At 74.1% G+C, this 26,792-nt stretch carries 24 protein-coding genes; 12 read left to right on the plus strand and 12 right to left on the minus strand.

Annotated elements, in window-relative coordinates; all coding sequences use genetic code 11:
- From O7602_RS02685 to O7602_RS02705, 5 genes are read right to left on the minus strand one after another with little or no spacing between them, the layout of a single operon-like run.
- Positions 1 to 1,089, minus strand: coding sequence for a uroporphyrinogen-III synthase (locus tag O7602_RS02685; protein ID WP_281586644.1), 1,089 nt, complete (start codon positions 1,087 to 1,089; stop codon positions 1 to 3).
- Positions 1,090 to 1,437 carry a nitrite reductase small subunit NirD gene (nirD, locus tag O7602_RS02690; protein ID WP_281586645.1) on the minus strand — a complete coding sequence of 116 codons (348 nt, stop codon included), beginning with the start codon at positions 1,435 to 1,437 and terminating at the stop codon, positions 1,090 to 1,092. It abuts the gene before it with no gap.
- Positions 1,434 to 3,965 (minus strand): nitrite reductase large subunit NirB, encoded by a 2,532-nt coding sequence (gene nirB / locus O7602_RS02695; RefSeq protein ID WP_281586646.1) that lies wholly within the window; start codon positions 3,963 to 3,965, stop codon positions 1,434 to 1,436. Before nirB ends, nirD begins: the two co-directional genes overlap by 4 nt.
- On the minus strand, positions 3,965 to 5,464 hold the full coding sequence (locus O7602_RS02700) for an FAD-dependent oxidoreductase (protein WP_281586647.1): 1,500 nt from the start codon (positions 5,462 to 5,464) through the stop codon (positions 3,965 to 3,967). Before O7602_RS02700 ends, nirB begins: the two co-directional genes overlap by 1 nt.
- The gene (locus O7602_RS02705) at positions 5,461 to 7,569 is read right to left on the minus strand and encodes a molybdopterin oxidoreductase family protein (protein ID WP_281586648.1); all 2,109 of its coding nucleotides are present in this window, start codon (positions 7,567 to 7,569) and stop codon (positions 5,461 to 5,463) included. Before O7602_RS02705 ends, O7602_RS02700 begins: the two co-directional genes overlap by 4 nt.
- Positions 7,570 to 7,715: 146 nt before the next feature.
- Here O7602_RS02705 and O7602_RS02710 point away from each other — a divergent pair, with 146 nt between their 5' ends.
- Positions 7,716 to 8,426 (plus strand): class I SAM-dependent methyltransferase, encoded by a 711-nt coding sequence (locus tag O7602_RS02710; RefSeq protein ID WP_281586649.1) that lies wholly within the window; start codon positions 7,716 to 7,718, stop codon positions 8,424 to 8,426.
- Positions 8,427 to 8,434: 8 nt separating this feature from the next.
- Here O7602_RS02710 and O7602_RS02715 read toward each other — a convergent pair whose 3' ends face one another.
- Complete coding sequence (locus O7602_RS02715) at positions 8,435 to 9,034, minus strand: PIN domain-containing protein (RefSeq protein WP_281586650.1); 600 nt, start codon at positions 9,032 to 9,034, stop codon at positions 8,435 to 8,437.
- 40 nt (positions 9,035 to 9,074) lie between these two features.
- The gene (locus tag O7602_RS02720; protein ID WP_281586651.1) at positions 9,075 to 9,539 is read right to left on the minus strand and encodes a helix-turn-helix domain-containing protein; all 465 of its coding nucleotides are present in this window, start codon (positions 9,537 to 9,539) and stop codon (positions 9,075 to 9,077) included.
- A 202-nt stretch (positions 9,540 to 9,741) separates the two neighbouring features.
- Between O7602_RS02720 and O7602_RS02725 the strand changes: the two genes are divergently transcribed.
- From O7602_RS02725 to glmM, 6 genes are all read left to right on the plus strand, one after another.
- Positions 9,742 to 10,002: a DUF6364 family protein gene (locus tag O7602_RS02725; protein WP_281590081.1), complete on the plus strand. Its 261-nt coding sequence runs from the start codon at positions 9,742 to 9,744 to the stop codon at positions 10,000 to 10,002.
- Positions 9,980 to 10,285, plus strand: a complete 306-nt coding sequence (locus tag O7602_RS02730; protein WP_281586652.1) for a type II toxin-antitoxin system PemK/MazF family toxin — start codon at positions 9,980 to 9,982, stop codon at positions 10,283 to 10,285. Before O7602_RS02725 ends, O7602_RS02730 begins: the two co-directional genes overlap by 23 nt.
- 122 nt (positions 10,286 to 10,407) lie before the next feature.
- Positions 10,408 to 11,781: a nitrate/nitrite transporter gene (locus tag O7602_RS02735; protein WP_281586653.1), complete on the plus strand. Its 1,374-nt coding sequence runs from the start codon at positions 10,408 to 10,410 to the stop codon at positions 11,779 to 11,781.
- A 197-nt stretch (positions 11,782 to 11,978) separates the two neighbouring features.
- Positions 11,979 to 12,422, plus strand: a complete 444-nt coding sequence (rplM, locus tag O7602_RS02740) for a 50S ribosomal protein L13 (RefSeq protein WP_281586654.1) — start codon at positions 11,979 to 11,981, stop codon at positions 12,420 to 12,422.
- 20 nt (positions 12,423 to 12,442) lie between these two features.
- Positions 12,443 to 12,907, plus strand: a complete 465-nt coding sequence (rpsI, locus tag O7602_RS02745; protein WP_281586655.1) for a 30S ribosomal protein S9 — start codon at positions 12,443 to 12,445, stop codon at positions 12,905 to 12,907.
- Between the two features lie 116 nt (positions 12,908 to 13,023).
- The gene (glmM, locus tag O7602_RS02750) at positions 13,024 to 14,379 is read left to right on the plus strand and encodes a phosphoglucosamine mutase (RefSeq protein ID WP_281586656.1); all 1,356 of its coding nucleotides are present in this window, start codon (positions 13,024 to 13,026) and stop codon (positions 14,377 to 14,379) included.
- A gap of 67 nt (positions 14,380 to 14,446) precedes the next feature.
- Here glmM and O7602_RS02755 read toward each other — a convergent pair whose 3' ends face one another.
- From O7602_RS02755 to O7602_RS02765, 3 genes are read right to left on the minus strand one after another with little or no spacing between them, the layout of a single operon-like run.
- Entirely contained in the window at positions 14,447 to 15,553 is a 1,107-nt protein-coding gene (locus tag O7602_RS02755; RefSeq protein WP_281586657.1) for a beta-eliminating lyase-related protein, read from the minus strand.
- Entirely contained in the window at positions 15,550 to 16,737 is a 1,188-nt protein-coding gene (locus tag O7602_RS02760) for a pyridoxal phosphate-dependent aminotransferase (protein WP_281586658.1), read from the minus strand. The genes O7602_RS02755 and O7602_RS02760 overlap by 4 nt, the downstream gene beginning before the upstream one ends.
- 31 nt (positions 16,738 to 16,768) lie before the next feature.
- Positions 16,769 to 17,263: an MmpS family transport accessory protein gene (locus tag O7602_RS02765; RefSeq protein WP_281586659.1), complete on the minus strand. Its 495-nt coding sequence runs from the start codon at positions 17,261 to 17,263 to the stop codon at positions 16,769 to 16,771.
- 1,176 nt (positions 17,264 to 18,439) lie between these two features.
- Here O7602_RS02765 and glmS point away from each other — a divergent pair.
- The gene (glmS, locus tag O7602_RS02770) at positions 18,440 to 20,353 is read left to right on the plus strand and encodes a glutamine--fructose-6-phosphate transaminase (isomerizing) (protein WP_281586660.1); all 1,914 of its coding nucleotides are present in this window, start codon (positions 18,440 to 18,442) and stop codon (positions 20,351 to 20,353) included.
- 38 nt (positions 20,354 to 20,391) lie between these two features.
- On the opposite strand, the gene O7602_RS02775 is transcribed toward glmS, so the two are convergent.
- Together O7602_RS02775 and O7602_RS02780 are read right to left on the minus strand one after the other, a co-directional pair.
- Positions 20,392 to 22,008 (minus strand): alpha/beta hydrolase, encoded by a 1,617-nt coding sequence (locus O7602_RS02775; protein ID WP_281586661.1) that lies wholly within the window; start codon positions 22,006 to 22,008, stop codon positions 20,392 to 20,394.
- Positions 22,005 to 22,310, minus strand: coding sequence for a hypothetical protein (locus O7602_RS02780; RefSeq protein WP_281586662.1), 306 nt, complete (start codon positions 22,308 to 22,310; stop codon positions 22,005 to 22,007). Before O7602_RS02780 ends, O7602_RS02775 begins: the two co-directional genes overlap by 4 nt.
- A 203-nt stretch (positions 22,311 to 22,513) precedes the next feature.
- Here O7602_RS02780 and O7602_RS02785 point away from each other — a divergent pair, with 203 nt between their 5' ends.
- The 4 genes from O7602_RS02785 to tsaE all read left to right on the plus strand — a co-directional run bounded on the left by O7602_RS02785 (position 22,514) and on the right by tsaE (position 26,759).
- Positions 22,514 to 23,983: an NAD(P)H-hydrate dehydratase gene (locus O7602_RS02785; RefSeq protein ID WP_281586663.1), complete on the plus strand. Its 1,470-nt coding sequence runs from the start codon at positions 22,514 to 22,516 to the stop codon at positions 23,981 to 23,983.
- A gap of 84 nt (positions 23,984 to 24,067) precedes the next feature.
- Complete coding sequence (gene alr / locus O7602_RS02790) at positions 24,068 to 25,186, plus strand: alanine racemase (RefSeq protein WP_281586664.1); 1,119 nt, start codon at positions 24,068 to 24,070, stop codon at positions 25,184 to 25,186.
- Positions 25,183 to 26,277, plus strand: a complete 1,095-nt coding sequence (locus tag O7602_RS02795; protein WP_281586665.1) for an alpha/beta hydrolase — start codon at positions 25,183 to 25,185, stop codon at positions 26,275 to 26,277. The genes alr and O7602_RS02795 overlap by 4 nt, the downstream gene beginning before the upstream one ends.
- Entirely contained in the window at positions 26,274 to 26,759 is a 486-nt protein-coding gene (gene tsaE / locus O7602_RS02800) for a tRNA (adenosine(37)-N6)-threonylcarbamoyltransferase complex ATPase subunit type 1 TsaE (RefSeq protein ID WP_281586666.1), read from the plus strand. Before O7602_RS02795 ends, tsaE begins: the two co-directional genes overlap by 4 nt.
- Positions 26,760 to 26,792 lie beyond the last annotated feature (33 nt).

Below are 26,792 nucleotides of genomic sequence, written 5' to 3' on the forward strand. Positions count from 1 at the left end.
TCAGTCCACCCGCAGGCGGTAGCCGCGCTTCACCACGGTCTGCACCACCCGGGGAGCCTTCAGCCCCACCCGCAGCCGGGCGACCGCCATCTCGACCGCGTGCTCGTCCGCACCGCGCGGCAGCGTCCGCAGCAGCGCGGTGCGGGAGAGCACCTTTCCCGGGGACGCCGCCAACGCCCGCAGCACGGCCATCGGGGCCGGTGCCAACTGGCGCAGCTCCCCGTCCACCACCGCGGCGTGGCCGCGCAGCGTGAGCAGGTGCCCGGCGGCCTTCACCGAGACCGTCCGCCGGGGCAGCTCCTCGACGATCGTCCGGACCAGCGCGCCGAGCCGGGCCCGGCTCGGCGCGCTCACCGGCACCCCCCGCCGCACCAGCGGCTCGGCGGTGACCGTGCCCACGCACCCGGCCAGCACGTCGCCGCGCAGCGCCTGAAGCACCGTCTCGGTCCGGTCCCCGGCCGCCCGCAGCAGCGCCTCGGCCGCCGGGGCGGAGGTGAACGTGACCGCGTCGACAAGCCGCCCGGCGACCAGGTCGATGAGCCGGTGCAGCGGCGCCGGGTCGGCCGGCGGCGCCCACCGGTAGACCGGCACCTCGATCACCGTGGCCCCGGCCGCGACAAGCGCCTCGGTGCACTCCGGCTGCCGGTCCCCGTGCAGTTGAAGCGCCACCACCTGACCGGCGATGCCGCGCCGGACCAGGTGCTCGACCACCTCCTCACAGCTCTCCGAGCTGGGGGACCAGTGCTCACGCAGGCCGGCGGCGCGAATCGCCCCGGTCGCCTTCGGCCCCCGCGACACCACGTAGGCGCGGGCGATCGTGGCGCGCAGCGGCTCGGCCAGCCCCCAGCCCTCGGCCGCCTCCAGCCAGCCCCGCATCCCGATGCCGGTGTTGGCCATCAACACGTCCGGCGGGTGCTCCAGGCAGGCCCGGGTCGCCTCGCGCAGGTCGCTGTCGTCGGCCAGCGGCACGATCCGCAGCGCCGGGGCGAGCACCACCCGGGCGCCACGTCGCTGGAACAGGGCGGCCAGTTCGTCGCGCCGCCGGTCCGCGGTGACCCCGATGGTGAAGCCCGCCAGTTCGTCCCGCATTCACTCCTCCTGCCGCAGCCGCACCTCGACCAGGCCGTCCCGGCAGCGCACCCGGTGCCGCCGCAGCGTCACCCCGGGAAGGTCCAGGCAACGGCCGGTGGTGAGGTCGTAGACCTGTTTGTGCAGGGGGGAGGCGAGCGTCGGCACGCCGCCCCGGCTGCCCACCAGCCCCCGCGACATCACGTACGCGCCGCCGACCGGGTCCAGGTTGTCCACCGCGAACAGCCCGGCGGCCGTCCGGAAGAGCGCGACCTGCACCCCGTCCACGAGGGCGGCGGCGCCCCGGTCGAGGTCCAGCCGGTCCAGGGGGCAGACCGGCGTCCAGCGCAGCGTCACGGTCGGGCTCATCGCCGTACCTCCGGCAGGCCCAGCGTGACCGGCTGCCGGCGGTGCCCGGAGCCCGGTGGCCCCCCGCGGGCCGGCACCGGCTGGCCGCGTTCCACGGCGAAGGTGATGGACGGGTCCGGCACGTCCGGTGCGTTGACGAAGGAGGTGAAGCGGCGTAGCCGCTCCGGGTCCTCAAGCACGTCCCGCCACTCGTCGGAGTAGGCGGCGACGTGCCGGGCCATGGCCGCGTCGAGGTCGGCGCAGAGCCCGAGCGAGTCCTCCACGATCACCGACCGGAGGTGGTCGAGGCCGCCGTCCATGGCCTCGATCCAGGCGGCCGTGCGCTGCAACCGGTCGGCGGTGCGGACGTAGTACATCAGGAACCTGTCGATCACCGTGATCAGCGCCTCGGTCGACAGGTCCGTGGCGAACAGGTCGGCGTGCCGGGGCCGGAAACCGCCGTTGCCGCCGACGTACAGGTTCCATCCGGTCTCGGTGGCGATGACGCCAAAGTCCTTGCCGCGGGCCTCGGCGCACTCCCGGGCGCAGCCGGAGACCGCGGACTTCAGCTTGTGCGGCGCGCGCAGGCCGCGATAGCGCAACTCCAGCGTGACCGCCAGCCCGACCGCGTCCTGCACCCCGTATCGGCACCAGGTGTCGCCGACGCAGGACTTCACCGTGCGCAGCGCCTTGCCGTACGCGTGGCCCGACTCGAAGCCGGCGTCGACGAGCCGGCGCCAGATCTGCGGCAGCTGGTCCACCCGCGCGCCGAACAGGTCGATCCGCTGTCCGCCGGTGATCTTGGTGTAGAGCCGGAAGTCCCGGGCCACCTCGCCGATCACGATCAGCTTCTCCGGCGTGATCTCCCCACCCGGAATGCGGGGCACCACCGAGTAGCTGCCGTCGCGTTGCAGGTTGGCCAGGAAGTGGTCGTTGGTGTCCTGGAGCGACGCCGCCTCGCCGTCGAGCACGTGGCCGCTGCCGAGGGAGGCGAGGATCGACGCCACCACCGGCTTGCAGATGTCGCACCCCCGCCCGCGCCCGTGCTCGGCGACCAGCCGGGAGAAGGTGCGGATGCCCCGGACCCGGACCAGGTCGAACAGCTCCTGCCGGCTGAGGTCGAAGTGCTCGCACAGCGCGGTGGACTGCCGCACCCCGGCGGCGTCCAGCAACTGCTTCAGCATCGGCACGCAGGACCCGCAACTCGTGCCGGCCCGGGTGCACGCCTTCAACGCCGGCACGTCTGTCGCCCCGTCGGCGATCGCCGCGTCCAGGTCCGCCCGGGTCACCGCGTTGCAGGAACAGACCTGGGCGGCGGCCGGCAACGCGCCCGCTCCGGCGCCCGGGCCGCCGGCCGGGGCGAGCAGCGCGAGCGGGGGAGCGGGCAACGGCCCGCCGACGCTCGCCCGCAACGTCGGATATGCGCTCGCGTCCCCGACCAGCACGCCGCCGAGCAGCGTCCGCGCGTCGTCGGAGAGGACCAGCTTCGCGTACGACCGGGTGGCCGGATCGGTGTACGTCACGTCGAGGCAGCCGGCGGTGACACCATGCGCGTCACCGAACGAGGCCACGTCCACGCCGAGCAGCTTGAGCTTCGTCGCGGTGTCCGCGCCGGGGAACGTGGCCGTCCCACCGAGCAGCCGGTCGGCGACCACCTCGGCGGTCGCGTACCCGGGCGCGACCAGGCCGTGACACGTGCCGTCCACCGCCGCGCACTCGCCGACCGCCCAGATCCGCTCGTCCGCGCTGCGGCAGGCCGCGTCCACGAGCACCCCGCCGCGCGGACCCAGCGGCAGCCCGGCCGCCCGGGCCAGCTCGTCCCGGGGCCGGATCCCGGCCGCCACCACGACCAGCTCCGCGTCGACCGTGCGACCGTCGGCGAGGTCGAGCGACGCCACCGTGCCGTCCGGTCCGGGCCGCAGCGCGGTGGTGGCCACCCCGAGGTACGGCGTGACGCCCAACTCCTCCACGTACCGGCGCAGCATCGCCCCGCCCGCGTCGTCCACCTGCACCGGCATCAGCCGGGGCGCGAACTCCACCACGCTCGTCGCGAGCCCGAGCAGGCGCAGCGCGTTGGCCGCCTCCAGGCCGAGCAGCCCGCCGCCGATCACCGCGCCGGTCCGCCGGCCCCGGGCGTGCGCCCGGATCGCGGCCAGGTCGTCCAGGGTCCGGTAGACGAAGACGCCCGGCAGGCCGGCGCCGTCGACCGGTGGGACGAACGGGTACGACCCGGTGGCCAGCACCAGCGCGTCGTACCGGTGCTCCCCGGTCGCCGTGGTCACCACCCGCCGCGCCCGGTCGATGCCGGTGGCCGGCTCGCCCAGCCGCAGCTCCACCCCGTCGTCGGGGGTGTGCAGGCTCAGCTCCTCCGCGCTCACCCCGTCGAAGACGGCCGAGAGCCGCACCCGGTCGTACGCCGGGCGTCGCTCCTCGGCGAGCACCGTGACCCGCCACCGCCCGTCCCGGTCGCGGGCGCGCAGCGCCTCGACGAACCGTTGCCCGACCATCCCGTTGCCGACGACGACGACCCTGCTGACCGACTCGTTCATCACGCCACCTCCACCGCTTCGCGCTCCGTCCTCGCGCCTCGTTCGCCCGCGTCCGCGGGTGGGTCCGCCTCGGCCAGCCAGCCGGCGATGCCGGCCACCGCGTCCCGGCAACCGCCGCATCCGGTGCCGGCCCGGGTCGTCGTGGACAGCGCCGCCGCGGACCGGGCGCCGGCCCGCCAGCACGCCACGAGCGCGCCCTTGGTCACGTCGTTGCACCGGCACACGGTGGCCGCGTCGGGCATCAGCGCCGGGGAGGCGGCCGGCTCGGCCACCGCGCCGACCGCCCGGCCGAGCAGCAGCGAACGCCTGTCGGCCGGCACCGGCGCGCCCCGGTCGAACAGCTGCACGACGGTGCCGACGGCCGGGTTGTCGCCGAGCAGGATCGCGCCGGTCAGCCGCTCGTCGCGGATCCGCAGCCGGGCGTAGGTGCCCCGGGCCGGGTCGGCGAACGTCAACTCCTCCACCGCGCCGTCACCGGCCGGGCCGTTCCCGGCCGGGGCGCCGGCCATGTCGCCCATCGCGGCCAGGTCGATGCCGGCGGCCTTGAGCCGGGTCACCACCGGCCGGGGCCGGTAGTGGACCAGCGGTCCGGCGCCGGTCAGCACGTCCGCCACCACCCGCGCCTGGGCCCAGGCCGGCGCGACCAGCCCGGTCAGCGCCCCGCCGTGCTGGGCGCAGTCGCCGATCGCCGAGATCCGCCGGTCGCTGGTCCGCATCCGGTCGTCCACCACCACGCCCCGGTCGACGGTGAGCCCGGCCGCCCGGGCCAGCGCGGTGTCGGGGCGTACGCCGCAGCAGAGGACCAGCAGGTCGGCCGCGAGCGGCGCACCGGCGTCCAGGTGCAGCCAGACCCCGTCGCCGTCGGTGGTCACCCCGGTCGCGGTCACGCCGAGCCGGACCCGGACGCCCAGCCCGGCGAGCGTGCCGGCGAGGACCGTGCCGGCGGCCGGGTCGAGCTGCCGGTCCATCAGGTGCCCGACCGGGTGGACCACTGTCACGTCGAGGCCCCGGGCGGCGAGGCCGCGGGCCGCCTCCAGCCCGAGCAGCCCGCCGCCGAGCACCAGGGCGCGGCGCGCGCCCCGGGCGGCGGCGAGGATCCGCCGGCAGTCGGCCAGGGTGCGGAAGGGGATCACCCGGGCGGGCAGCGGGTCGAGCCCGGGCAGCGGCGGCACCACCGCCCGGCTGCCGGTGGCGAGCACCAGGTGGTCGTAGCCGTGCCGGCCGCCGTCGGCGGTGCGTACCTCCCGGGCGTCCCGGTCGATCGCGGTGACCGGCGTGCCGGTCCGCACGTCGACGGCGGGGCCGACGGCCTCGACCAGCTCCACGTCCGGCTCGTCGATCTTCCCGGCCAGCAGCGTGGAGAGCATGATCCGGTTGTACGCCCGGTGCGGCTCCGCCCCGAGCACGGTGATCCGCCGGTCGCCGCCGCGCGCGTGCAGCTCGGCGACGAGCCGGGCGCCGGCCATGCCGTATCCGACGACGACGGTCCGCCCGGTCATGCCCGCTCCACCCGGACCGCGCAGATCTTGAACTCGGGCATCCCGGAGACCGGGTCGAGGGCGTCGTTGGTGACCGAGTTGGCCCGCGCCGCGCCGGGCCAGTGGAACGGCGCGAAGACGGTGTCCGGCCGGATCGCCGGGCTGAGCCGGGCCGGCGCGCGCAGTTCGCCCCGGCGGGAGACCACCCGCACCGGTGTCCCCTCGGTCACGCCGAGCCGGGCGGCCAGGTCGGGGTGCACCTCGACGAAGCCCTCCGGGGCGGCCCGGCGCAGCGCGGCGACCCGTCGGGTCTGCGCGCCGGACTGGTAGTGCGCCAGCACCCGGCCGGTGGTGAAGTGCAGCGGGTAGTCGGCGCAGACCGGCTCGGCGGCCGGGCGGTGGGTCACCGGGTGGAAGCGGGCCCGGCCGTCCGGGGTGGGGAACCGGTCGGCGAAGAGGCGGGGACGGTCCGGGCCGTCGGGGTCCGGGCAGGGCCAGAACACGCCGGTGTCGGCGTCGATCCGGTCCCAGGTGATCCCGGCGTAGTCGGCCGGGCCGCCGGCCGAGGCCCGCCGCAGCTCCTCGAACACCTCCCGCGGGTCGGTCGGCAACGGCGCGTCGGCGGTCAGCCGGGCGGCGAGCCCGGCGAGGATCTCCAGGTCGGTCCGGACCCCGGCGGGTGGTACGCGGACCGCGCGCCGGCGCAGCACGCGACCCTCCAGGTTGGTCATCGTGCCGTCCTCCTCGGCCCACTGGGTGACCGGCAGCACCACGTCGGCCAACTCGGCGGTCTCCGAGCGGAGGAAGTCGGCGACCACGAGCAGGTCCAGGTCGCGCAACCGGGACTCGATCCGGGCCGCCCGGGGCGCGGAGACGACCGGGTTCGAGCCGAACACCAGCAGCGCCTTCGGTCCGGACGGGGTGCCGAGCGAGTCGAGCAACTGGTAGGCCGGCACTCCGGGCCCGGGCAGCGTCGCCGGGTCTACTCCCCACACCCGGGCCACGTGCTCCCGGGCCGCCGGGTCGTCGATCCGCCGGTAACCGGGGAGCTGGTCGGCCTTCTGCCCGTGTTCCCGGCCGCCCTGCCCGTTGCCCTGCCCGGTCAGGCAGCCGTAGCCGGAGCCGGGGCGGCCGGGCAGGCCCAGGGCGAGCGCCAGGTTGACGAAGGCGGTGACGGTGTCCACGCCCTTGGCGTGCTGCTCGGCCCCCCGGGCGGTGAGGATGATCGCCCGGTCCACGGCGGCGAGCGCGCGGGCGGCGTACTCCAGATCGGCCACCGGCACCCCGGAGAGGCGTTCCACCTCCGCCGGCCAGTAGCCGGCCACGGTACGCCGGACCTCGTCGAACCCGGTGGTCCGCGCCTTGACGTAAGCCCGGTCCAGCCAGCCCTCGGTGAGCGCGATGTGCAGCAGCGCGTTGGCCACCGCCAGGTCGGTGCCGGGCAGCGGTTGCAGGTGCAGGTCGGCCTGGCGGGCGGTGGCGGTGGCCCGGGGGTCGACCACGATCAGCCGGCCGCCGCGTGCCCGTTGGTCGGTGACGTGGCGCATCAGCGGCGGCATGGTCTCGGCCGGGTTCGCGCCCACGAGCATCAGCGTGTCCGCCCGGCCCAGGTCGGCCAGCGGGAACGGCAGCCCTCGGTCGACGCCGAAGGCCCGGTTGCCGGCCGCGGCGGCCGACGACATGCACCAACGTCCGTTGTAGTCGATGTGCCGGGTGCGCAGCGACACCCGGGCGAACCGGCCCAGCGCGTACGCCTTCTCGTTCGTCAGCCCGCCGCCGCCGAAGACCGCTACCGCGTCCGGCCCGTGTCGGTCGGTGACCGTGCGCAGCGCGGCGGCGATCCGGTCCAGCGCCTCGTCCCAGCCCGTCGGGCGCAGCTCGGCGCCCTTCCGGTCCCGCACCAGCGGCGTGGTGAGCCGTTCCGGGTGGTCGAGCAGCTCGGCGGCGGTCCAGCCCTTCTGGCAGAGCCCGCCGCGGTTGGTGGGGAAGTCCCGCGGGGCGACCTCGACGCCGCCGCCGACCGCGCGCAGCACCATGCCGCACTGCAACGCGCAGTACGGGCAGTGCGTGGCCGCTTCCCGGGGGCGTACCCCGGATTGTGTCGCCACGTGCGCACCGTCTGTCATGTCGGAAAAGCGTGCCGCCGGGGGGTTTCCGGCCCGGGTCCCTTCTGTTTCGGTCCTGTCAAGAGCGCCTCACACCGCACGGGGGTGACGGGTCGGACCGCGAGGTTTAGAATGTGAGAAAATCGTCTCACATAACGGGAGACTCGATGAGCGTGACGGATGCGTTCGACGCCGTGGCCGGCAGCTACGACCAGGCCCGACGCCGACTGGTGCCCTGCTTCGACGCCTTCTACGGCACTGCGGTCGAGGTGGCCGCACCGCCGCTGCGGGCGGCGCTCGCCGCCGGGCGTACCCCCGAGGTGCTGGACCTGGGCGCGGGCACCGGCCTGCTCTCCCTGTTGCTGACCGCCGCCATTCCCGGCGTGCGGCTGACGCTCGTGGACGGCGCGCCCGGCATGTTGGCCGTGGCCGCCGGCCACCTGTCCGCGCGCGGCGTGCCGCACCGCACGGTCCACGCCGACCTGGCCGACCCGCTGCCCGCCGGCCGGTACGACGCGGTGGTCTCCGCGCTCGCCATCCACCACCTCGACGACGACGGCAAGCGGGCGCTCTACCGGCGCGCGGCCGAGGCGCTTGCGCCCGGCGGGGTGTTCGTCAACGCCGAGCAGGTGGCCGGGCCGACGCCGGCGCTCGACCGGCGCTACGACGAGGTGTGGACGGCACGGATCACCGAGCTGGGCTCCGACGCCGAGGAGATCGCCGCCTCCCGGGAGCGGATGCGGCACGACCGGCCCGCTACGGTCGCCGACCAATGCCGCTGGCTGGGCGAGGCCGGGCTGGTTGACGTGGACTGCTTCTTCAAGGAGTGGCGCTTCGCCGTCTTCGGCGGCCGTGCGCCGGCCCTGGCTGACCGATGAGCCCGCGGTCAGCGTACGGGTGGCTCGGGCAACTGTTCCTCCAGCCGCCTGGCGAACCTGGGCGCTCCCGCCTTCCGGAGATAAGCGATCAGCTCGACGGCATCCCGATCCGGGGCCACCAGGCTGCGCCGGTAGTAATCGATCTGGCGAGTCGTCACTCGTTGCACCAGGCTCACAGAACGGTCGGCCACCCAGTTGAGAAAGTCGTCGCTCGTGAGCACCGAAAGGCGTTCTCGCACACACTCCGGAGGGAAGGCGCGTTGGTCATCGGTGACCAGGATGTCGACGGCGCCGTGGATCGCCGCGGCAAGTACGTGCCGGTCGTCCGAGTCCGGCGGGCAGGGCACGTCGCTGGGGGAGTAGCCGGTGACCAGGCCGTAGGGAAAAGCCTCGACGAACCTGCGCCGCTGCCCTCCAATGGCCTGCTCGGAATGTTCGGGTCGCTTCCGGCGTAGCCGATACATCCATTCCGCCAGGACATCCTCGCTGTACCGGAGATCGAAAACGTTGCAGTCGCTCTCGAGCGCCAGGAGGCTGATCCAATCGCGAAGCGTCCTGGAGAAGAGCACATTGGCATCCAGGAACACCAGGGGGGCGCCGGGGATCACAGTGGACACCCTACCCAGCGCCCCCGGTCCCGGCCGGGATCTACTCGTCGTCGTTGAAACCCAGCGCGTCGGATTCCCACATGAGGGCCTCGTACGACTTTCGCCGCTCCTCCATCTGCCGTTGTCGAAAGGCGAGGACATCGGCCAGGAAAACGCGTCGGTGGCTACCGACCCGGTGGGAGGCGATGGAACCATTCTCCAGGAGGCGGACCAGCGTGGGGCGGGACATGCCGAGCAGTTTCGCCGCCTCGGTTGTCGTCAGCTCGCGGGCGATGGCGCTGACCGCAACACCGTCTCCGCGGGAGAGCGTCGCGGTGATCTGCTCCAAAAGGTCGAACAGTTGGGCCGGGACGTCGACCTCCTCCCCATCCGACATGACGAGGCGAGCGGTCTTCCGTCCCGCAGCGTGGTGCCGCATGAGGAATGCCGCCATGGCGGCCAGCTTCTTGTGCTCAGCCCCTTCGGCGGGCGCGACCGAAGCGGTCCTCGTGGCGCCGAGGCTCATGATGCTTCCCCCTGACCGCTCTGCGTTGCGTGCGCCGGGTGAATGACCCTCACGCTCCGTGTGCTGACCGTTCGGACCAGTCTTCCCCAGCAAGCGCAACATCCGCAAGCGAGTTCGGTTGTTGCGCTTGACTCCTGTCCAATCTCTCTGTTGACGCCGCACGGGATGACTAGAGGTCATACCGATGGGTAGTCTGCTTGGCATGACCGCCAAGGTGACCCTGTCGTTCTCCGACGAGACGATCGAGGAAGCGCGCCGGTTCGCCAAGCGGGAAGGGCTCTCCCTCTCCGCCTGGATGGACCAGGCCGCCCGGGAGAAGGCGCTGCGCGAGGTGTTCACCGCGCACGCCGCCGCGGTCGGCCGCGCCGGCCTGGACCTGGAGGCCGACGCCCTGGCCGACGACCAGGAGGCCGCCATGGTCGACGACGCCCTGTTCCGCGGTGGTCGCCCGCGTGCTGCGTAGGGGGGAGATCTGGCGCATCTCCGGCGCCCGGGAACGGTTCGGCCTGGTCATCAGCTCCGACGTCTACAACTCCACAGCGGTGCCGATCGTGATCGTGGCGGAGGTGGTCGACGAGTCGTTGCTGCGCGACTCGCCGCTTGCCGTACGCATGGGTGGCTTCGTGGTGATGCCCGACCGGCTCTCCTCGCCGATGAAGAAGTGGTTCACCGAGTGCGTGGACGTGGCGGACACCGAGACCATGCAGCGGGTCGGGCGCGCGTTGCGGATCCTTCAGGAGCTGTGACCGCCTCACCGCCGCCGTCCGGCGGACGTGCGATCTCCGTATCCGCGCCGACGTGCATGGGGCACCTGACGGAAACCGCCGGTTCCTAGCGTCCCCCTCGTCACCGACGAGGAGGAGTCGCCGTGAGCACGCTCGCTTCAGCCAGCACCCCGGCGCCGGTCGCCACCGACCGGCCGGGACGGATCACCGAATGGCGTCCGGAGGACCCGGCGTTCTGGGCCGCAGGCGGCGCCCGGATCGCCCGCCGCAACCTGTACGTGTCGATCTTCGCCGAGCACGTCGGCTTCTCCGTGTGGAGCCTCTGGTCGGTGACGGTGCTCTTCCTCGGCCCGGCGTACGGCATCGACCCGGCCGGGAAGTTCCTGCTCACCGCCGTGCCGGCCGCGCTGGGCGCGGTGCTGCGACTGCCCTACACGCTTGCGGTGGCCCGGTTCGGCGGCCGGAACTGGACCATCGTCAGCGTGTTGCTGCTGCTGGTGCCGGCGGTGCCGATGACGGTGCTGATCGAGCCCGGGGTGTCGTACACCACGCTCATGGTGCTGGCCTGCCTGTCCGGCGTGGGCGGCGGCAACTTCGCCTCCTCGATGGCGAACATCAACCTGTTCTTCCCGGAGCGGCTCAAGGGCCGGGCGCTGGGGCTCAACGCCGGCGGCGGCAATCTCGGCGTACCGGCGGTGCAGCTCGTCGGGCTGGCGGTGCTGGCCACCGCGGGGGCCGCGTACCCCCGGCTCGTGCCGGCCGTCTACCTGCCGCTGATCGTGCTCGCCGCGCTGGCCGCGGCGCGCTGGCTGGACAACGTGCCGGGGGCGCGCAACGAGCCGGGGGCGCTGCGCGAGGCCGCCCGCGACCCGCACACCTGGGTGATGTCGCTGCTCTACGTCGGCACGTTCGGCTCGTTCATCGGCTTCGGCTTCGCCTTCGGTCAGGTGCTCCAACTCCAGTTCCACGACCGGTTCCCCACCCCGGTCGACGCCGCCTGGCTGACCTTTCTCGGGCCGCTCGTCGGCTCGCTGGTCCGGCCGTTCGGGGGTCAGCTCGCCGACCGGCTCGGCGGGGCCCGGGTCACGTTCTGGAACTTCGTCGCGATGGCCGGCGGCGCCGGGCTGGTGCTCCACGCCGCCCGGGAGCACTCCTTCCCGCTCTACCTGGCCGGGTTCCTGGCGCTGTTCGTGTTCTCCGGGATCGGCAACGGCTCGACGTACAAGATGATCCCGGCGATCTTCCGGGCCCGGGCCACCGCGGAGGCCGAGCTGACCGGGGACCGGGAGGCGGCGCAGCGGCGGGCCCGGCGCTTGGCCGGCGCGTTGATCGGCATCGCCGGCGCGGTCGGCGCGTCCGGCGGCGTGCTGGTGAACGTGGCGTTCCGGCAGTCGTTCCTGACCTCCGGCACCGCCGACGCCGCCTACCTGGCCTTCATCGGCTGGTACGCGCTCTGCTTCCTGGTGACCTGGGCGATCTACCTGCGGCCGGGGCCGCGTAGGCTGGCCGGCGTGTGACCTGTGCCATGAGCGCACACCGGGCCACCCCGTTTTGACCAGCCGCCGGGCGGCCGGGTATCGTTGCCTGCTGTTGTACGACATTCTTAGGCGTGCCGCATCAGGTACGCTTGGTCGTTCGTGCGCGCTGGTTCGACTGGGAAGCCCCGGTTACCTCGGCGCGCGACCCCAGACCGACGACGAGACAAGGTAGACCTGTGCGTACGTACAGCCCGAAGCCGGGTGAGATCGAGCGTCAGTGGCACGTCATCGACGCCTCTGACGTCGTGCTGGGCCGCCTCGCGACCCACGCCGCCACGCTGCTGCGTGGCAAGCACAAGCCGACTTTCGCGCCGCACGTCGACACGGGCGACTTCGTCGTCATCGTGAACGCGGGCAAGGTCGCGCTGACCGGCAACAAGCGTCAGACCAAGGTTGCCTACCGCCACTCCGGCTACCCGGGTGGCCTGAAGCGGGTCGGCTACGACGAGCTGCTCACCAAGCGGCCCGAGCGGGCCGTCGAGCTGGCTGTGAAGGGGATGCTCCCGCACAACAAGCTGGGCCGTCAGATCCTCAAGAAGCTGAAGGTCTACGCCGGTGCCGAGCACCCGCACAGCGCGCAGCAGCCGGCGCCGTTCGAGATCAAGCAGATCGCGCAGTGAGCGCGGGCGAAGGAAGCAGCATGACCGACATCACCGAGACCGAGGTCGCCCCCGAGGCCACCGAGGCGCCGGCGCCCGTCGCGCGCGCGCCCCGCGGTGACCGCCCGATCCAGACCGTGGGCCGTCGCAAGGAAGCCATCGTCCGGGTCCGGATCGTCCCCGGCAGCGGCAAGATCACCTGCAACGGTCGCGAACTCGAGGCCTACTTCCCGAGCAAGGTGCACCAGCAGCTCATCAAGGACCCGCTGGTCACCGCCGAGAAGCCCGAGTCGTTCGACGTGATCGCCAACCTGCGGGGCGGCGGCACCACCGGCCAGGCCGGCGCGCTGCGGCTCGCCATCGCCCGGGCGCTGATCGTCAACGAGCCCGACGACCGCCCGGCCCTGAAGAAGGCCGGCTTCCTGACCCGTGACGCCCGGGTCAAGGAGAGCAAGAAGTACGGCCTCAAGAAGGCCCGTAAGGCTCCCCAGTACTCGAAGCGCTGATCTCCAACAGCGTCTTGTACTTCTGACGGACGGCCGGGTCCGCCTCCCTTCTGCGGGGGCGGCCCGGCCGTTCCGCGTTTCTCTCCTCAACGGCAGTTCCACGGAGGTTGGCGGGTATGGGCCGGTTGTTCGGCACGGACGGCGTACGCGGGCGGGCGAACGCGGATCTCACCCCGGAGTTGGCGCTCGCGGTCGCGGTCGCCGCGGCACACACGCTGGCCGAGACCGACCGGAGCCATCCGCCGCTCGCGGTGGTGGGCCGGGACACCCGGGCCAGCGGCGAGATGCTCGAAGCGGCGGTGGTCGCCGGCCTCACCAGCGCGGGCGCCAACGTGGTCCGGGTCGGCGTGCTGCCCACCCCGGCGGTGGCGTTCCTCACCGCCGAGATCAAGGCCGACCTCGGCGTCATGCTCTCCGCCTCGCACAACCCGATGCCGGACAACGGCATCAAGCTCTTCGCCGCCGGCGGGCACAAACTGCCCGACGAGATCGAGATGCGGATCGAGGCGGCCGTCGAGGCGAACGCCACCACCGCCTGGAAACGCCCGACCGGCGCCGGTGTGGGCCGGGTCAACGACCTGCTCGACGGCGCCGACCACTACGTCCAGCACCTCGTCGGCACCGTGCCGCACCGCCTCGACGGGATCAAGGTCGTGGTCGACTGCGCCAACGGGGCGGCGGCCGACGTCGCCCCGGTGGCCTACCGGGAGGCCGGCGCCGAGGTGATCGCCATCCACGCCGAGCCGGACGGGCTCAACATCAACGACGGGTGCGGCTCCAACCACATCGAGGCGCTGCGCGCCGCGGTGGTCGAGCACGGCGCGCACCTCGGCCTCGCCCACGACGGCGACGCCGACAGGTGCGTCGCGGTCAGCGCCGACGGCACGGAGGTCGACGGCGACCAGGTGATGGCCATCCTCGCCCTGGCCATGCGCGACGCCGGCGAGCTGACCCAGGACACCCTGGTCGCCACCGTGATGAGCAACCTCGGCCTGCGGCTGGCCATGTCCGCGCACGGCATCCGGTTGGTCGAGACCAAGGTCGGCGACAGGTACGTGCTGGAGGAGCTGCGCGCCTCCGGCCTGGCCCTGGGCGGCGAGCAGAGCGGCCACATCGTGCTGCCCGCGTTCGCCACCACGGGCGACGGCGTGCTCACCGGCCTGCACCTGATGGCCCGGATGGCCGCCACCGGCACCTCCCTGGCCGAGCTGGCCGCCGTGGTCACCAAGCTGCCCCAGGTGCTGATCAACGTGCCGGTCGGTGACCGTACCGTCGGCGCCGCCGCGCCGGCCGTCCGCGCCGAGGTCGAGCGGGCCGAGGCCGAACTGGGCGAGACCGGCCGGGTGCTGCTCCGCCCGTCCGGCACCGAGCCGCTGGTGCGGGTCATGGTCGAGGCGGCCACCGAGGCCACCGCGCGCGAGGTCGCCGAGCGCATCGCCGAGCAGGTCCGCTCCGCCAGCCCGGTCGCCTGACCAGTCCGGTCGCCTGACCAGCCCGGTCGCCTGGCCGGTCCGGCGGCCCGGTCCGGCGATCCGCCGGTCAGGTCGTCGGCAGGCGGCGCAGGAAGCGGGCGGCCAGGTCGGTGACCGCGCCGGCGTCCAACTCCAGCGCCGGCCCGGCGACCGTCACCTCGGCCAGCGCCAGCCCCGGCACCTCGCTGTCCCGCCAGCCGCCGACGAACCACGCCCGCTCCCGCTCGGCGAGCGCCAGGTTCGCCGCGTCGAGCACCGCCGCCGGGTACGGCAGCCAGAACCGGAACTGGTGGGTGTGCGGCGGGGTCGGATGCACCCGGGCGCCGGGCAGGGCGGCCAACGCCTCGGCCACCACCTTCGCGTGCCCCACGTATCCGCCGAGCCGGGGCAGCTCCCGCTCCAACCCGGCGAGCCCGGCGAGCGCCGCCGGCCACTGCTGGAACAGCGTGCCGCCGTAGCGGTGCCGCCAGGCGCGGGCATAGCGGACCAGGTCGGCGTCGCCGGCCAGCGCGGCGCCCGAGTGGCCGCCGAGGGACTTGTAGAACGAGACGTACGTGCTGTCGGCCAACGCCGCGATCTCGGCCGTCGAGTAGCCCAGATGAACCGTCGACTCCCAGAGCCGTGCGCCGTCGAAGTGCACCCGGGCGCCCCCGGCCCGGGCCGCCGCGACGACGGCGACCAGGTCGTCCCAGGTCGGCAGCACGAACCCGGCGTCGCGCAGCGGCAACTCCAGCAGGAGCGTGCCGATCGGCTCGTCGAGCGTGGCCACCTCGTCGGCGCTCGGGTTGCGCGGCGCGGTCGTGGTGCGCACCGCCCGCACACCGGCCAGCAGCGCGTACGCCTCGCGTTCGCGCAGCAACGGGTGACTGAGCGGGTGCAGGCCCACCCCCGACCGGCCGGTCGCCTCCGCGCCGTAACGCATGACGACCTGCTGGGCCATCGTGCCGGAGGGGAACAGCACGGCCGCCTCCGTGCCGAGCAGCCCGGCCACCCGCGCCTCCAGCTCCGCGACCGGGCCGCCCTCGCCGTAGACGTCGGGCAGGTCGTCACCGGCCACCGCGCCGAGCGCCGCCACCTGCTCCCGCACCGATTCCGGACGTACGCCGGAGAGCATCGTGTCGCAGCCGCGCTGGGCGGCCAGCCGGCGCAGCCGCTCCGCGTACCCGTCGCTCACCCGTCCGCCCCGAGCCGGCGCAGCCGGGTCACCGCCTCGGCGAGCACCTCCGGCCGCTTGCAGAACGCGAACCGGACCAGCGTGCGACCCGCCGCCACGTCGTCGTAGAAGACCTGCGTCGGCACCGCCACCACCCCGCACCGTTCCGGCAGGGACCGGCAGAACTCCACCCCGTCCCGCCCGCCGAGCGGGGTGACGTCGGCGGTGACGAAGTAGGTGCCCTCCGGCGTGAGCACCCCGAACCCGGCGTCGGCCAGCCCGGCGACGAGTTGGTCCCGCCGGCGTCGCAGGTCGTCGGCGAAACCGGCGAAGTAGGCGTCCGGCAGGCCGAGCGCCACCGCCACGGCCGGTTGCAGCGGGCCCGCGTTGACGAACGTGAGGAACTGCTTCACCCGCAGCACCGCCGCGACGAGCGACGCCGGGCCGCTCACCCAGCCGACCTTCCAGCCGGTGCAGGAGAACGTCTTGCCCGCCGAGGACACCCGCAGGGTGCGCGCCCACATCCCCGGCAGCGTGGCCAGCGGCACGTGCGGCGCGGCGGCGTCGGCGAACACGAGGTGCTCGTAGACCTCGTCGGTGACCGCGTACGTGTCGTGCTCCCGGCACAACTCGGCGACCAGGGCCAACTCGTCGGCGGTGAACACCTTCCCGGTCGGGTTGTGCGGCGAGTTCAGCAGCACCAGCCGGGTCCGCGGCCCGAACGCGGCGCGCAGCTCGGCCGGGTCGAAGGCGTACCGGCCGTCCGGGCCCGGGCGCAGCGTCACCGGGCGGCGCACCGCGCCGGCCAGCGCGATCGAGGCGGCGTACGAGTCGTAGTACGGCTCGAAGCAGACCACCTCGTCACCCGGCTCGCAGAGCGCGAGGATGCTCGCCGCGATCGCCTCCGTCGCGCCGGCGGTCACCACGATCTCGCCGTCCGGGTCGTACTCCAGGCCCCAGAACCGGCGCTGGTGGGCCGCAACGGCCGCGCGCAACGCCGGGATCCCCGGCCCCGGCGGGTACTGGTTGTGACCGGTCCGCAGCGCCTCGGCGGCGGCGGCGAGCATCTCCGGCGGGCCGTCGGTGTCCGGGAAGCCCTGCCCCAGGTTGACCGCGCCGGTGCGCACGGCCAACGCCGACATCTCGGCGAAGATGGTGGTGCCGAACGGCCGCATGCGGGCCACCAGCGGATCCGTCGTCGTCACGGCGGCCAGCCTACGGCCCGTCTCCGGCCCCTCACCAGCCGAAGCAGGACGCCATCCCGCCCGTTGCGCTCGAATCCCGGGACACGACCTTCCCGTCCACGGTGATCCGGCAACTCACCCCGTCGCGCTGCTGGTCATCGGGAATGGCGACGATCTGCACCTGTTTCCGGTCGTTCGCGGTGAACGCCAGCCGCCACGGTGGCTGCATCCCGTTCACGGTGAGGAAGTCGCCGTTGGCGTCGTAGAACTCGACGTTCGCCGCTCCCGTGCCGGTGATCTCGTACACCACCGTGAACCGGCCACGCCCGGCGGACGGTGTGGTGGCCGGGACCACCGGCGTTTCGGTCGGCTCGTCGGTGAATCCGCCGGGTCCGTCCGGCCAGCCCGGCTCCCCGGACCCGTCGACGAACGGCGGCTCGTACGGCTCCCCGGACGTGACCGACCCCTCGCTGAAGCTGCCAAGCATGCCCAGGCCGACGCACCCGCAGACGGCAAGCACCAGCGCGACGACCGCCGCGATGACCACGCCGAGCACCCAGCCCGCGCCCGACCGGCGCGGCGTCCCCCCGGGGTACGCGAACGGCGGCGGATATGGTCCCGGCGGATACGGTCCAGATGGGTAGGGCGCGGGCGGATACGGTCCGGGCTGGTGGGGCGCGGGCGGATACGGTCCGGGCTGGTGGGGCGCGGGCGGATACGGTCCGGGCTGGTGGGGCGCGGGCGGATACGGTCCGGGCTGGTGGGGCGCGGGCGGATACGCGGCCGGTGGCCATCCCGGCGTGTCCGGAGTCGGCTGTCCGGTGGTGCGGGCCTGTCCTTCGACGCCGGCTTGGCCGGTGGCGCCGCCTGCCTGTCCGCTCGTGCCGGCCCCGGGCGTCCAGGGGGTCGGCTCCCAGGGCGTCGGTGTCCATGGCGCGGGCGGCGCCCAGGGCTGCGGCGCGGCCAGCGGGTCCGGCGGCGTCCAGGTGGCGGGCTCGCCGGAGAGCGGCGGCGCCGTCGGGTCACTCGGCCTGGGGGTCGGCTCGGGGGTGGGGGCCGTCTCGGACATCGGCTCAGCTCACAGGGGTACGGCGGCGGGCGACCGCGGAGGGATGGACCCCGGGGATGCCGCCCGGGCCCTCAATGTAGGGCGTGCAAGCCATCCCCGCGCCCCCGCCCGCCCGGCGACCGCTTCACCTCGCCCCGTCGGAGATCTTGGAAGGTAACGGCCCCTCCCGGGGCCGAAATCTTCCAAGTCACCTGGTCTCGTCGGGACGCCGCGCAGGCGTGAAAACGGGCAACCGGCCGCACGGTGGCCTGCTCTCCGGCCGGGTCTCGTGCGAGGAAGCGCGGGCGGTGATCGTTTGGCCATGATCAACACCAGTTCGGTGAAGTGGGGGCATCGCCGGTGGTCGGATACCGCCACATCACCGAACTGGCGTCCGGCCTACCGACGTCTCCCGAGCACCGGGGGCATCAAGACGGCCAAACGGGTGCAAGCTGAGTCTGTTTACCGGTCAGATCCGTCGAGGCGGCTGGACGAAACGGACGGTGAGGGACCAATCGCTTGAGGTGGGTGTTGTGGGGAGGTGCGGCAAAGGAGATCGCGCTGGGTGATTTGTCTGCCGGGTGGGGCGATGTTGATCGGTTCGCTCATGCTTGGTGATCGATGACCCGCCTTCCGCGCACGCACGATGAGCGAAACTCGGCTAGGCTGCGAACCATGTGTGGAATCGTGGGTTACGCCGGTGCGCGCCCGGCGCTCGGCATCGTGCTCGACGGACTGCGGCGGCTGGAATACCGCGGCTACGACTCGGCCGGAGTCGCCGTGGTCTGCGACGACGAGCTGCTGACCGAGAAGAAGGCCGGCAAGCTGGCCAACCTGGAGAAGGTTCTCTCCGAGCGGGCCGCCGACAACCCCGAGGACTGCGCCGCCAGCCCGATCGGCATCGGCGACGGCACCACCGGCATCGGCCACACCCGATGGGCCACGCACGGCGGGCCGACCGACCGCAACGCCCACCCGCACCTCTCCCCGGACGGCCGGGTCGCGGTCATCCACAACGGCATCATCGAGAACTTCGCGAAGCTCCGCGGCGAGCTGGAGGACGAGGGCGTCGAGTTCGCCAGCGACACCGACACCGAGTGCGCCGCACACCTGATCGCCCGTGCGCTCGCCGATCTGCGGTCGGCCGGTGAAGCCGACGGCCCGCAGTTGCTCGCGTCCGCCATGCGGGTGGTCTGCGGGCGACTCGAAGGGGCGTTCACCCTGCTCGCCGTGGACGCGGCCATCCCCGGCGCGGTGGTCGGCGCCCGGCGCAACTCGCCGCTCGTGGTGGGCCGGGGCGACGGCGAGAACTACCTCGCCAGTGACGTGGCGGCGTTCATCGAGCACACCCGGGACGCGGTCGAGCTGGGGCAGGACCAGATCGTCCTGATCACCGGTGACAGCATCGAGATCACCGACTTCGCCGGCCAGCCCGCGACCGGCAAGGACTTCCACATCGACTGGGACTCGTCAGCCGCCGAGAAGGGCGGCTACGACTGGTTCATGCTCAAGGAGATCGAGGAGCAGCCGCAGGCCATCGCCGACACGCTGCTCGGCCGGCTCACCGAGAGCGGCGAGATCGCGCTCGACGAGGTCCGCCTCAGCGAGCAGGACCTGCGCGACGTCGACAAGATCTTCATCGTCGCCTGCGGCACCTCCTACCACGCCGGCCTGGTCGCCAAGTACGCCATCGAGCACTGGACCCGGATCCCCTGCGAGGTGGAGCTGGCAAGCGAGTTCCGCTACCGCGACCCGGTGCTCGACCGCTCCACCCTGATCGTGGTGATCTCGCAGTCCGGCGAGACCATGGACACACTGATGGCGCTGCGCCACGCCAAGGAGCAGAAGGCCCGCGTGCTGGCGGTCTGCAACACCAACGGCTCGACCATCCCGCGCGAGTCCGACGCGGTGCTCTACACACACGGCGGCCCGGAGATCGCGGTCGCCTCCACCAAGGCGTTCCTCACCCAGGTCGTCGCCTGCTATCTGATCGGGCTGCATCTGGCCCAGGTGCGGGGCATCAAGTTCGCCGACGAGGTGGGCGCGGTGGTGTCCCAGCTCCAGGACATGCCGGGCAAGCTGCGCGAGCTGCTGGACCGGATCGAGCCGGTCCGCGAGCTCGGCCGCGAGTTGAAGTCCGAGCCGACCGTGCTGTTCATCGGCCGGCACGTGGGCTACCCGGTCGCCCTGGAAGGTGCCCTGAAGCTCAAGGAGTTGGCGTACATGCACGCCGAGGGCTTCGCCGCCGGCGAGCTGAAGCACGGCCCGATCTCGCTGATCGACAAGGGCACGCCGGTGATCTGCATCGTGCCGTCCCCGGTCGGCCGGGGCATGCTGCACGACAAGGTCGTCTCCAACATCCAGGAGGTGCGCGCCCGGGGCGCCCGCACGATCGTGATCGCCGAGGAGGGCGACCAGGCGGTGGTCCGTTACGCCGACCATCTGATCTACGTGCCGCGTACGCCGACGCTGCTCGCGCCGCTGGTGACCACCGTGCCGCTCCAGGTGCTCGCGGCCGAGATCGCCGCGGCCCGCGGACACGACGTCGACCAGCCCCGGAACCTCGCCAAGTCGGTCACGGTCGAGTAGCTCGGATCGACGCCCGGCACGGAGCGGGCCCCGGCGTCTCACCGGCCCAGCACGATCCGCGCCATCCCGTCCAGGGCCGGGTTGTCGGCATCCCAGTAGCCGGTGTGGCCGTGCCCTGCGCTCGGGAAGCGCCGGCCACCGAAGCCCGGCGCGCTCGGGTCTGCGCCGAACCAGAGCCGGTCGGAGTGCGGGTCCAGCACGGCCAGCGCCGGCCCGAGCGGCGTGCCGGCCAGCACGGCCCGGCGGGCCAGCTCGTCCGGCTGGCGGACGAGCCGGATCACGTCGTCCGGCGCGGTCGACGCCCAGACCTGCCCGGCCGGCATCCGCAGCTCGGTGGCGTGGTCGACGCCGACCCCGGGCGACCCGACGAAGACCAGCGCGTCCGCGCCCAGCCCGTGGTCGCGAGCGGCGGCGCCGACCACGAGCGAGCCGTAGCTGTGCCCGAGCACGGTCTGCCGGGCCGGCGACCCCTCGTGCGTGGCCCGCAGCCCCTCCTGGAACCGGTGCAGGGCCGGCCCGGCGTCCTCGGCCTGCCGGGCGCCGGCCGCCTCGGTGAGGAAGTCCGGCGCGTCGTAGTCCAGCCAGAGCACCGCCGCCGTCTCCTCGCCCGGCCCGATCGCCGCGCACCGGTCCAGCACCCGGGCGGCCCGGCCCAACTCGGCCGGCGCGTCGGCCAGGTCCGCGGTCATGCCGGGGACGTAGGTCAGCACCGCGCCGGCCCGGTCCGGGTTGCCGAGCGCCACCATCGCCCGCCCGTCCCCGGCGAGGTCGAGCCCCAGCAGGTACGCCCGCGGCGCGGACGGCGTCGCCAGCCGCTCACCCAGCCCGTCCAGGCCGCGTAGCGCCGCCTCCACCCCGGCCAGCCGAGCACGCCGGGTCACCTCGAACGGACCTGCCGGCAGCGGACGTAGCAGGGCGAGGCGGCGAGCGAGCAGCTCCTGACGCCGGTCGGCGAGCAACAGCCGGTTGGCCCGGTCACGCGCGGCGGCCGGCACCCCGTCCAGGCGGCCCACCCGGCCCGGCTCGTGCCCGACCAGCCACCGCTGCTCGGCCGGGCTCAGACCGGTCCACCAGCGGCGCACCTCGACCGGCCCGGCTCCGGGCCCCGGCCGCCAGCCGGGTGGGACGCTCACCCACCCGGTCACCGCCGCCGTGGCGATCTCCGCCAGCCGGCCGGTCGCCTCCCGATCCGCCGCGCCCGCCAGGGCCAGCGCACGGCGGATCCCGGCCTGCGCCTGAACCACCGCGGGCCCGGCCCGGTCGACGGGCCGGGCCGGGTCGGGCCGGACGGCGCCGGTGCGGTCCACGGACAGGCCACCGGTCTCGGCGCGGGCCACCTCGGCGCCGAGCCGGGCCTTCGCCGCGCCCACCCGGGCGGCGAACTCGGCGAGCGCCTGGTCGATCTCGAACAGGGCGGGCAGCCCGTCGGTGAGCGCGGTGCGCAACTCGGCGAGACGCCGCTGGGCGGCCGTCGAGGCGGCGCCGGACCAGCCCGACCGGAGGTCGCCGGCCCGGGCGGTCAGCCCGTCGGCCCGACGGCGCACCGGGTCGACGAGCCCGCGCCAGGCCGCTCCGGTGGCGAGCCAGGCGCCCGGATCCGCCCGCCACAGCTGCGCGTAGCCGACCGGACCCGCGCGGACGCCGTCGCCGCTCATCGCGACGCCCCGGCGACACGGCGGGCGGCCCGCTCGTCCACCGCCTCGTAGCCGTCCGCGCCGCCGCGTAGCGCCTCGGCGCCGGCGGCCACCCCCGCCGCGATCGTGCCGGACCAGCGCCGCACCGCGGTCTCCAGATCATCGAGCGCCACCCCGGTCCGCCAGCCGTCCGGCGGCGGCGCCGGCGGCGTCGGCATCCCGCCCGGCCCGTGGGCCAGCCGGTAGGCGTCGTCGGTCAGCCCCCGGGCCACCGCGCGCAGCAACTCCGGATCGACGGTGAACGGCTCCTCGACCACGACCACCTCCCCACCCCGCCGGCCCCACCTGCCGGACCCGGACAGCGGCGACGCTAGGCGGGACGGCACCCTTCGCGCCGTCCCTGTGGACAACGTCGCCGGTTTTCCACAGGGGGCGTTCGCCGGCCTGCCCGGGACCCGGCCCGCCGGTAGGGTGAGTTCGTGATCGAGGCCGATCCGGCCGGCGGGGACGAACGGGACGGGATGGCATGAGACCGGTGTGGCGGGTCGCGGATGTCCGCGCGGCGGAGGCGGGGCTGATGGCGACCCTCCCGTCCGGGGCGCTGATGCAACGGGCCGCAGCCGGGCTGGCCCGCCGGTGCGCGCTGCTGCTGGCGGACCGGGGCGGGGTCTACGGCGCCCGGGTGCTGCTGCTCGTGGGCTCCGGCGACAACGGCGGTGACGCCCTCTACGCCGGCGCGCGCCTGGCCCGCCGGGGCGCCGCGGTCGACGTCCTGCTCCTCACGCCCGGGCGGGCGCACCCCGACGGTCTGGCCGCGCTGCGCGCCGCCGGTGGGCGGGTGGTCGACCGGCCGTCCGCCGTGGTCGACCTGGTGCTCGACGGCATCGTGGGCATCGGCGGCACCGGCGGCCTGCGGGAGACGGCCGACCAGCTCGCCGGGAGCCTGGCCGAGCGCGTCGGCCGGGACGGCACCCGGGCCACGGTGGTCGCGGTGGACGTCCCGAGTGGCGTCGCGGTGGACACCGGCCACGTCCCGCTGACCGGCGCCGGTCGGCCCGCAGCGGTCCGCGCCGACGTGACCGTCGCCTTCGGCGCGCTCAAGCCGGCTCTGGTGGTCGGTCCGGCCGCCCCGCTCGCCGGCCAGGTCGACCTGGTCAACATCGGGCTCACGCCGTGGCTGCGCGGCTCACCGGCGCTGCGGGTGACCGAGTGGTCCGACGTGGCCGACTGGTGGCCGGCGCTCGGCGTCTCGTCGGAGAAATACTCCCGGGGTGTGGTCGGGGTGGCGACCGGCTCGGCCACCTACCCGGGTGCGGCGGTGCTCTCGGTCGGCGGTGCGCTCGCCGGTCCCACCGGCCTGGTCCGCTATGCCGGCGGCGCGCGGGCCGAGGTGGTGCGCCAGCACCCGTCGGTGATCGCCACCGACCGGGTCGCCGACGCCGGCCGGGTGCAGGCATGGGTCTGCGGCTCGGGGCTCGGCACCGGCGAGGACTCCGCCGCCGAGTTGCGCGCGGTGCTCGCCGCGCCGGTGCCGGTGGTGCTGGACGCCGACGCGCTGACGCTGCTTGTCGACGGCAAGCTCGCCGACCGGCTGCGTGGGCGGGACGCCCCGATCGTGGTGACCCCGCACGACCGGGAGTTCGCCCGGCTCTGCGGCGAGATGCCGGGGGAGGACCGGGTCGCCGCGGCGCTGCGACTGGCCGCCTGGATGAACGCGGTGGTGCTGTTGAAGGGCGACCGGACGATCGTCGGCACCCCCGACGGCCGGGCGTACGTCAATCCGACCGGCACGCCGGCGCTGGCCACCGGCGGCACCGGCGACGTGCTGGCCGGGCTGCTCGGTTCGCTGCTCGCCGCCGGGCTGGCTCCCGAGCGGGCGGCCGCCGCCGCGGCGTACCTGCACGGGCTGGCCGGCCGGGAGGCGGCGGGCGACGGTCCGGTGACCGCGCCCGACGTGGCCGCGGCGTTGCGTCCGGTGCTGGCCCGTCTGGGTTGATCCAGGGCCCGGCGGCGGCCGGGTGGCGGGGCCGACCGCGCGGCTCACGGCCAGGATGATCACCGGCGGAAGTAGGCTGGGGGCATGTGGCAGTCCGAGGTGCGGGTCGATCTCGACGCGATCCGGGAGAACGTGGCCCGGCTGAAGGCCGGAACCAGCGCCGAGCTGATGGCCGTGGTCAAGGCCGACGGGTACGGGCACGGCATGTTGCCGGCGGCCCGCGCGGCGCTCGACGCCGGGGCGGACCAGCTCGGTGTCTGCACCCTCGACGAGGCGCTCCGGCTGCGCCAGGAGGGGATCACCGCGCCGGTGCTGGCGTGGCTGCTCGACCCGGGCCTGCCGCTGCACGACGGGATCGCGGTCGGCGTCGATCTCGGCTGCGCCAGCCTGGCCCAGCTCGACGAGATGACCGAGGCGAGCCGGCGGGCGGACCGGCCGGCCCGGCTGCATCTCAAGATCGACACTGGGCTCTCCCGCGGCGGCGCGACCGTCGCCGACTGGCCGGCGCTGCTGGAGGCCGCCGCGAAGGCCCAGGCCGACGGTCTGGTCGAGGTGGTGGGCGTGTGGAGCCACTTCGTCTACGCGGACTCGCCCGGCCACCCCACCACGGACCGCCAACTCGCCGTCTTCCACGAGGGGCTGGAGATGGTGGCGCGGGCCGGCCTGCGCCCCCGCTATCGCCACCTGGCCAACTCGGCGGCCACGCTGACCCGACCGGACACCCACTTCGACCTGGTCCGTCCGGGCATCGCCATCTACGGCCTGTCGCCGGTCGCGGGCGAACGGTTCGGCCTGCGCCCGGCGATGACCGCGCGGGCCCGGGTGATGCTCACCAAGCGGGTCCCGGCCGGCACCGGCGTCTCCTACGGCCACACCTACCTGACCGAGAACGAGAGCAACCTGGCCGTGGTGCCGCTCGGCTACGGGGACGGAGTGCCGCGGCACGCCTCGAACACCGGTCCGGTGCTGCTCGGCGGTGAGCGGCGGACCATCTCCGGGCGGGTCTGCATGGATCAGTTCGTGGTCGACTGCGGCGATGACGAGGTGGCCGCCGGCGACGTGGCGACGCTGTTCGGCAGCGGCGCGGACGGCGAGCCCACCGCCGACGACTGGGCCGAGGCGGTCGGCACCATCAACTACGAGATCGTCACCCGGTTCGGCGGGGTCCGGGTCCCGCGCGTCTACGACGGCGAGAAGACATGAGCCCGCGGCTGCGGGTGCCTCGGCCGCGCGGCGCCGCCGGCAAGGTGGCCGGGCTGGTCGGCGCCGCCGTCGGGGTGGCCGCCGCCGGGCTCGCGGCGGGTGTGGCAAGCGAGCGGGTCCTGGTCCGCCGGCTCAAGAACGACCCCGCCGACCGGTACGCCCACGAGGTGTTCGACCGGCAGCGTTACGACGAGGCGTACGAGCTGGAGATGCCGGACGGCACCGACATCCACGTGGAGGTGGTCGAGCCGACCCGGCCGGTCGCCGGGCACCCGACGGTCGTGCTGGTGCACGGCTTCTGTCTGGACATGGGCACCTTCCACTTCCAGCGCAAGATGCTCGCCGACCGGGGCGACTACCGGGTGGTCGCGTACGACCAGCCGGGGCACGGCCGTTCCGGGCGACTGGAGACCGGCGAGTACGACCTGGCCGCGCTGGGCCGCACGTTGCGCCGGGTGCTCGACGAGGTGGCCCCGGAGGGGCCGCTGGTGCTGGTCGGGCACTCGATGGGCGGCATGACCATCATGGCGTTGGCCGAGCTCTGTCCGGAGCTGTTCGGCGACCGGGTGGTCGGCACGGTGCTGATGGCCACCTCCGGCGGTCTGGCGGCGGAGACCAAGCTGGTGGCCCCCGCGCTGCTCGGCCGGGTCGGCGCGCCGGTGCTCCACATGATGAGCAACGCCACCCGGTACGGCGGCACGGTGATCGACAAGGCCCGCCGGTCCACCTCGAACGTGGCCTGGTTGCTGACCCGCAGGTACGGCTTCGGCACCCCGAAGCCGAGCCCGGCTCTGGTGTCGTACGTGGAGATGATGAACTCCCGCACCTCGGCGGACACGGTGACCCGCTATCTGCGGACCCTGGCCACCCACTCGCGTTTCCCGGCGCTGGCCGCGCTCGCCGGCACGCCGGTGCTGGTGATCGTGGGGGACAAGGACATGATCACGCCGGTGACGCACTCGGAGGAGATCGTCCGGCGGCTTCCGGAGGCCGAGTTCGTGCAGATCCACGACAGCGGGCACGTGGTGATGCTCGAGCACGCCGACGAGGTCAACGCGGCGTTGGCGAGGTTCCTGGAGTCACTGGGGTGAGTGTGGTCGTGGTGGAGCTGAAGACCGTCGACGACACCCGCGAGTTCGGCCGGCGGCTGGCCGGCGTGCTGCGCGCGGGGGACCTGCTGCTGCTCAGCGGTCCGCTGGGGGCCGGCAAGACCGCGCTGACCCAGGGCCTCGGCGCCGGCCTCGGGGTACGCGGCGACATCACCTCGCCCACCTTCGTCATCGCCCGGGTACACCGGCCGGACCCGGCGCGGGGCGGGCGGGTGACGCTCGTGCACGCCGACGCGTACCGCCTGGGTGAGGCCGCGGATCCGCGGGCCGAGATCGACGACCTCGACCTGGACGCCTCGGTCGACGAGGCGGTGACCGTGGTGGAGTGGGGCGAGGGGATGGTCGAGCAGTTGGTCGACGCGCACCTGCGGGTCCGCATCGACAGGCGGGACGACGACAGCCGGGTGGTCACGCTGGAACCGGCCGGCGGCGACTGGGCGGCCCGGCTGGCCACCCTCGACTGAGCGCTGTCGTACCCGCTGCCTAGAGTCCCGGGG

The sequence above is a fragment of the Micromonospora sp. WMMD1128 genome (assembly GCF_027497235.1).
Taxonomy (GTDB): domain Bacteria; phylum Actinomycetota; class Actinomycetes; order Mycobacteriales; family Micromonosporaceae; genus Micromonospora.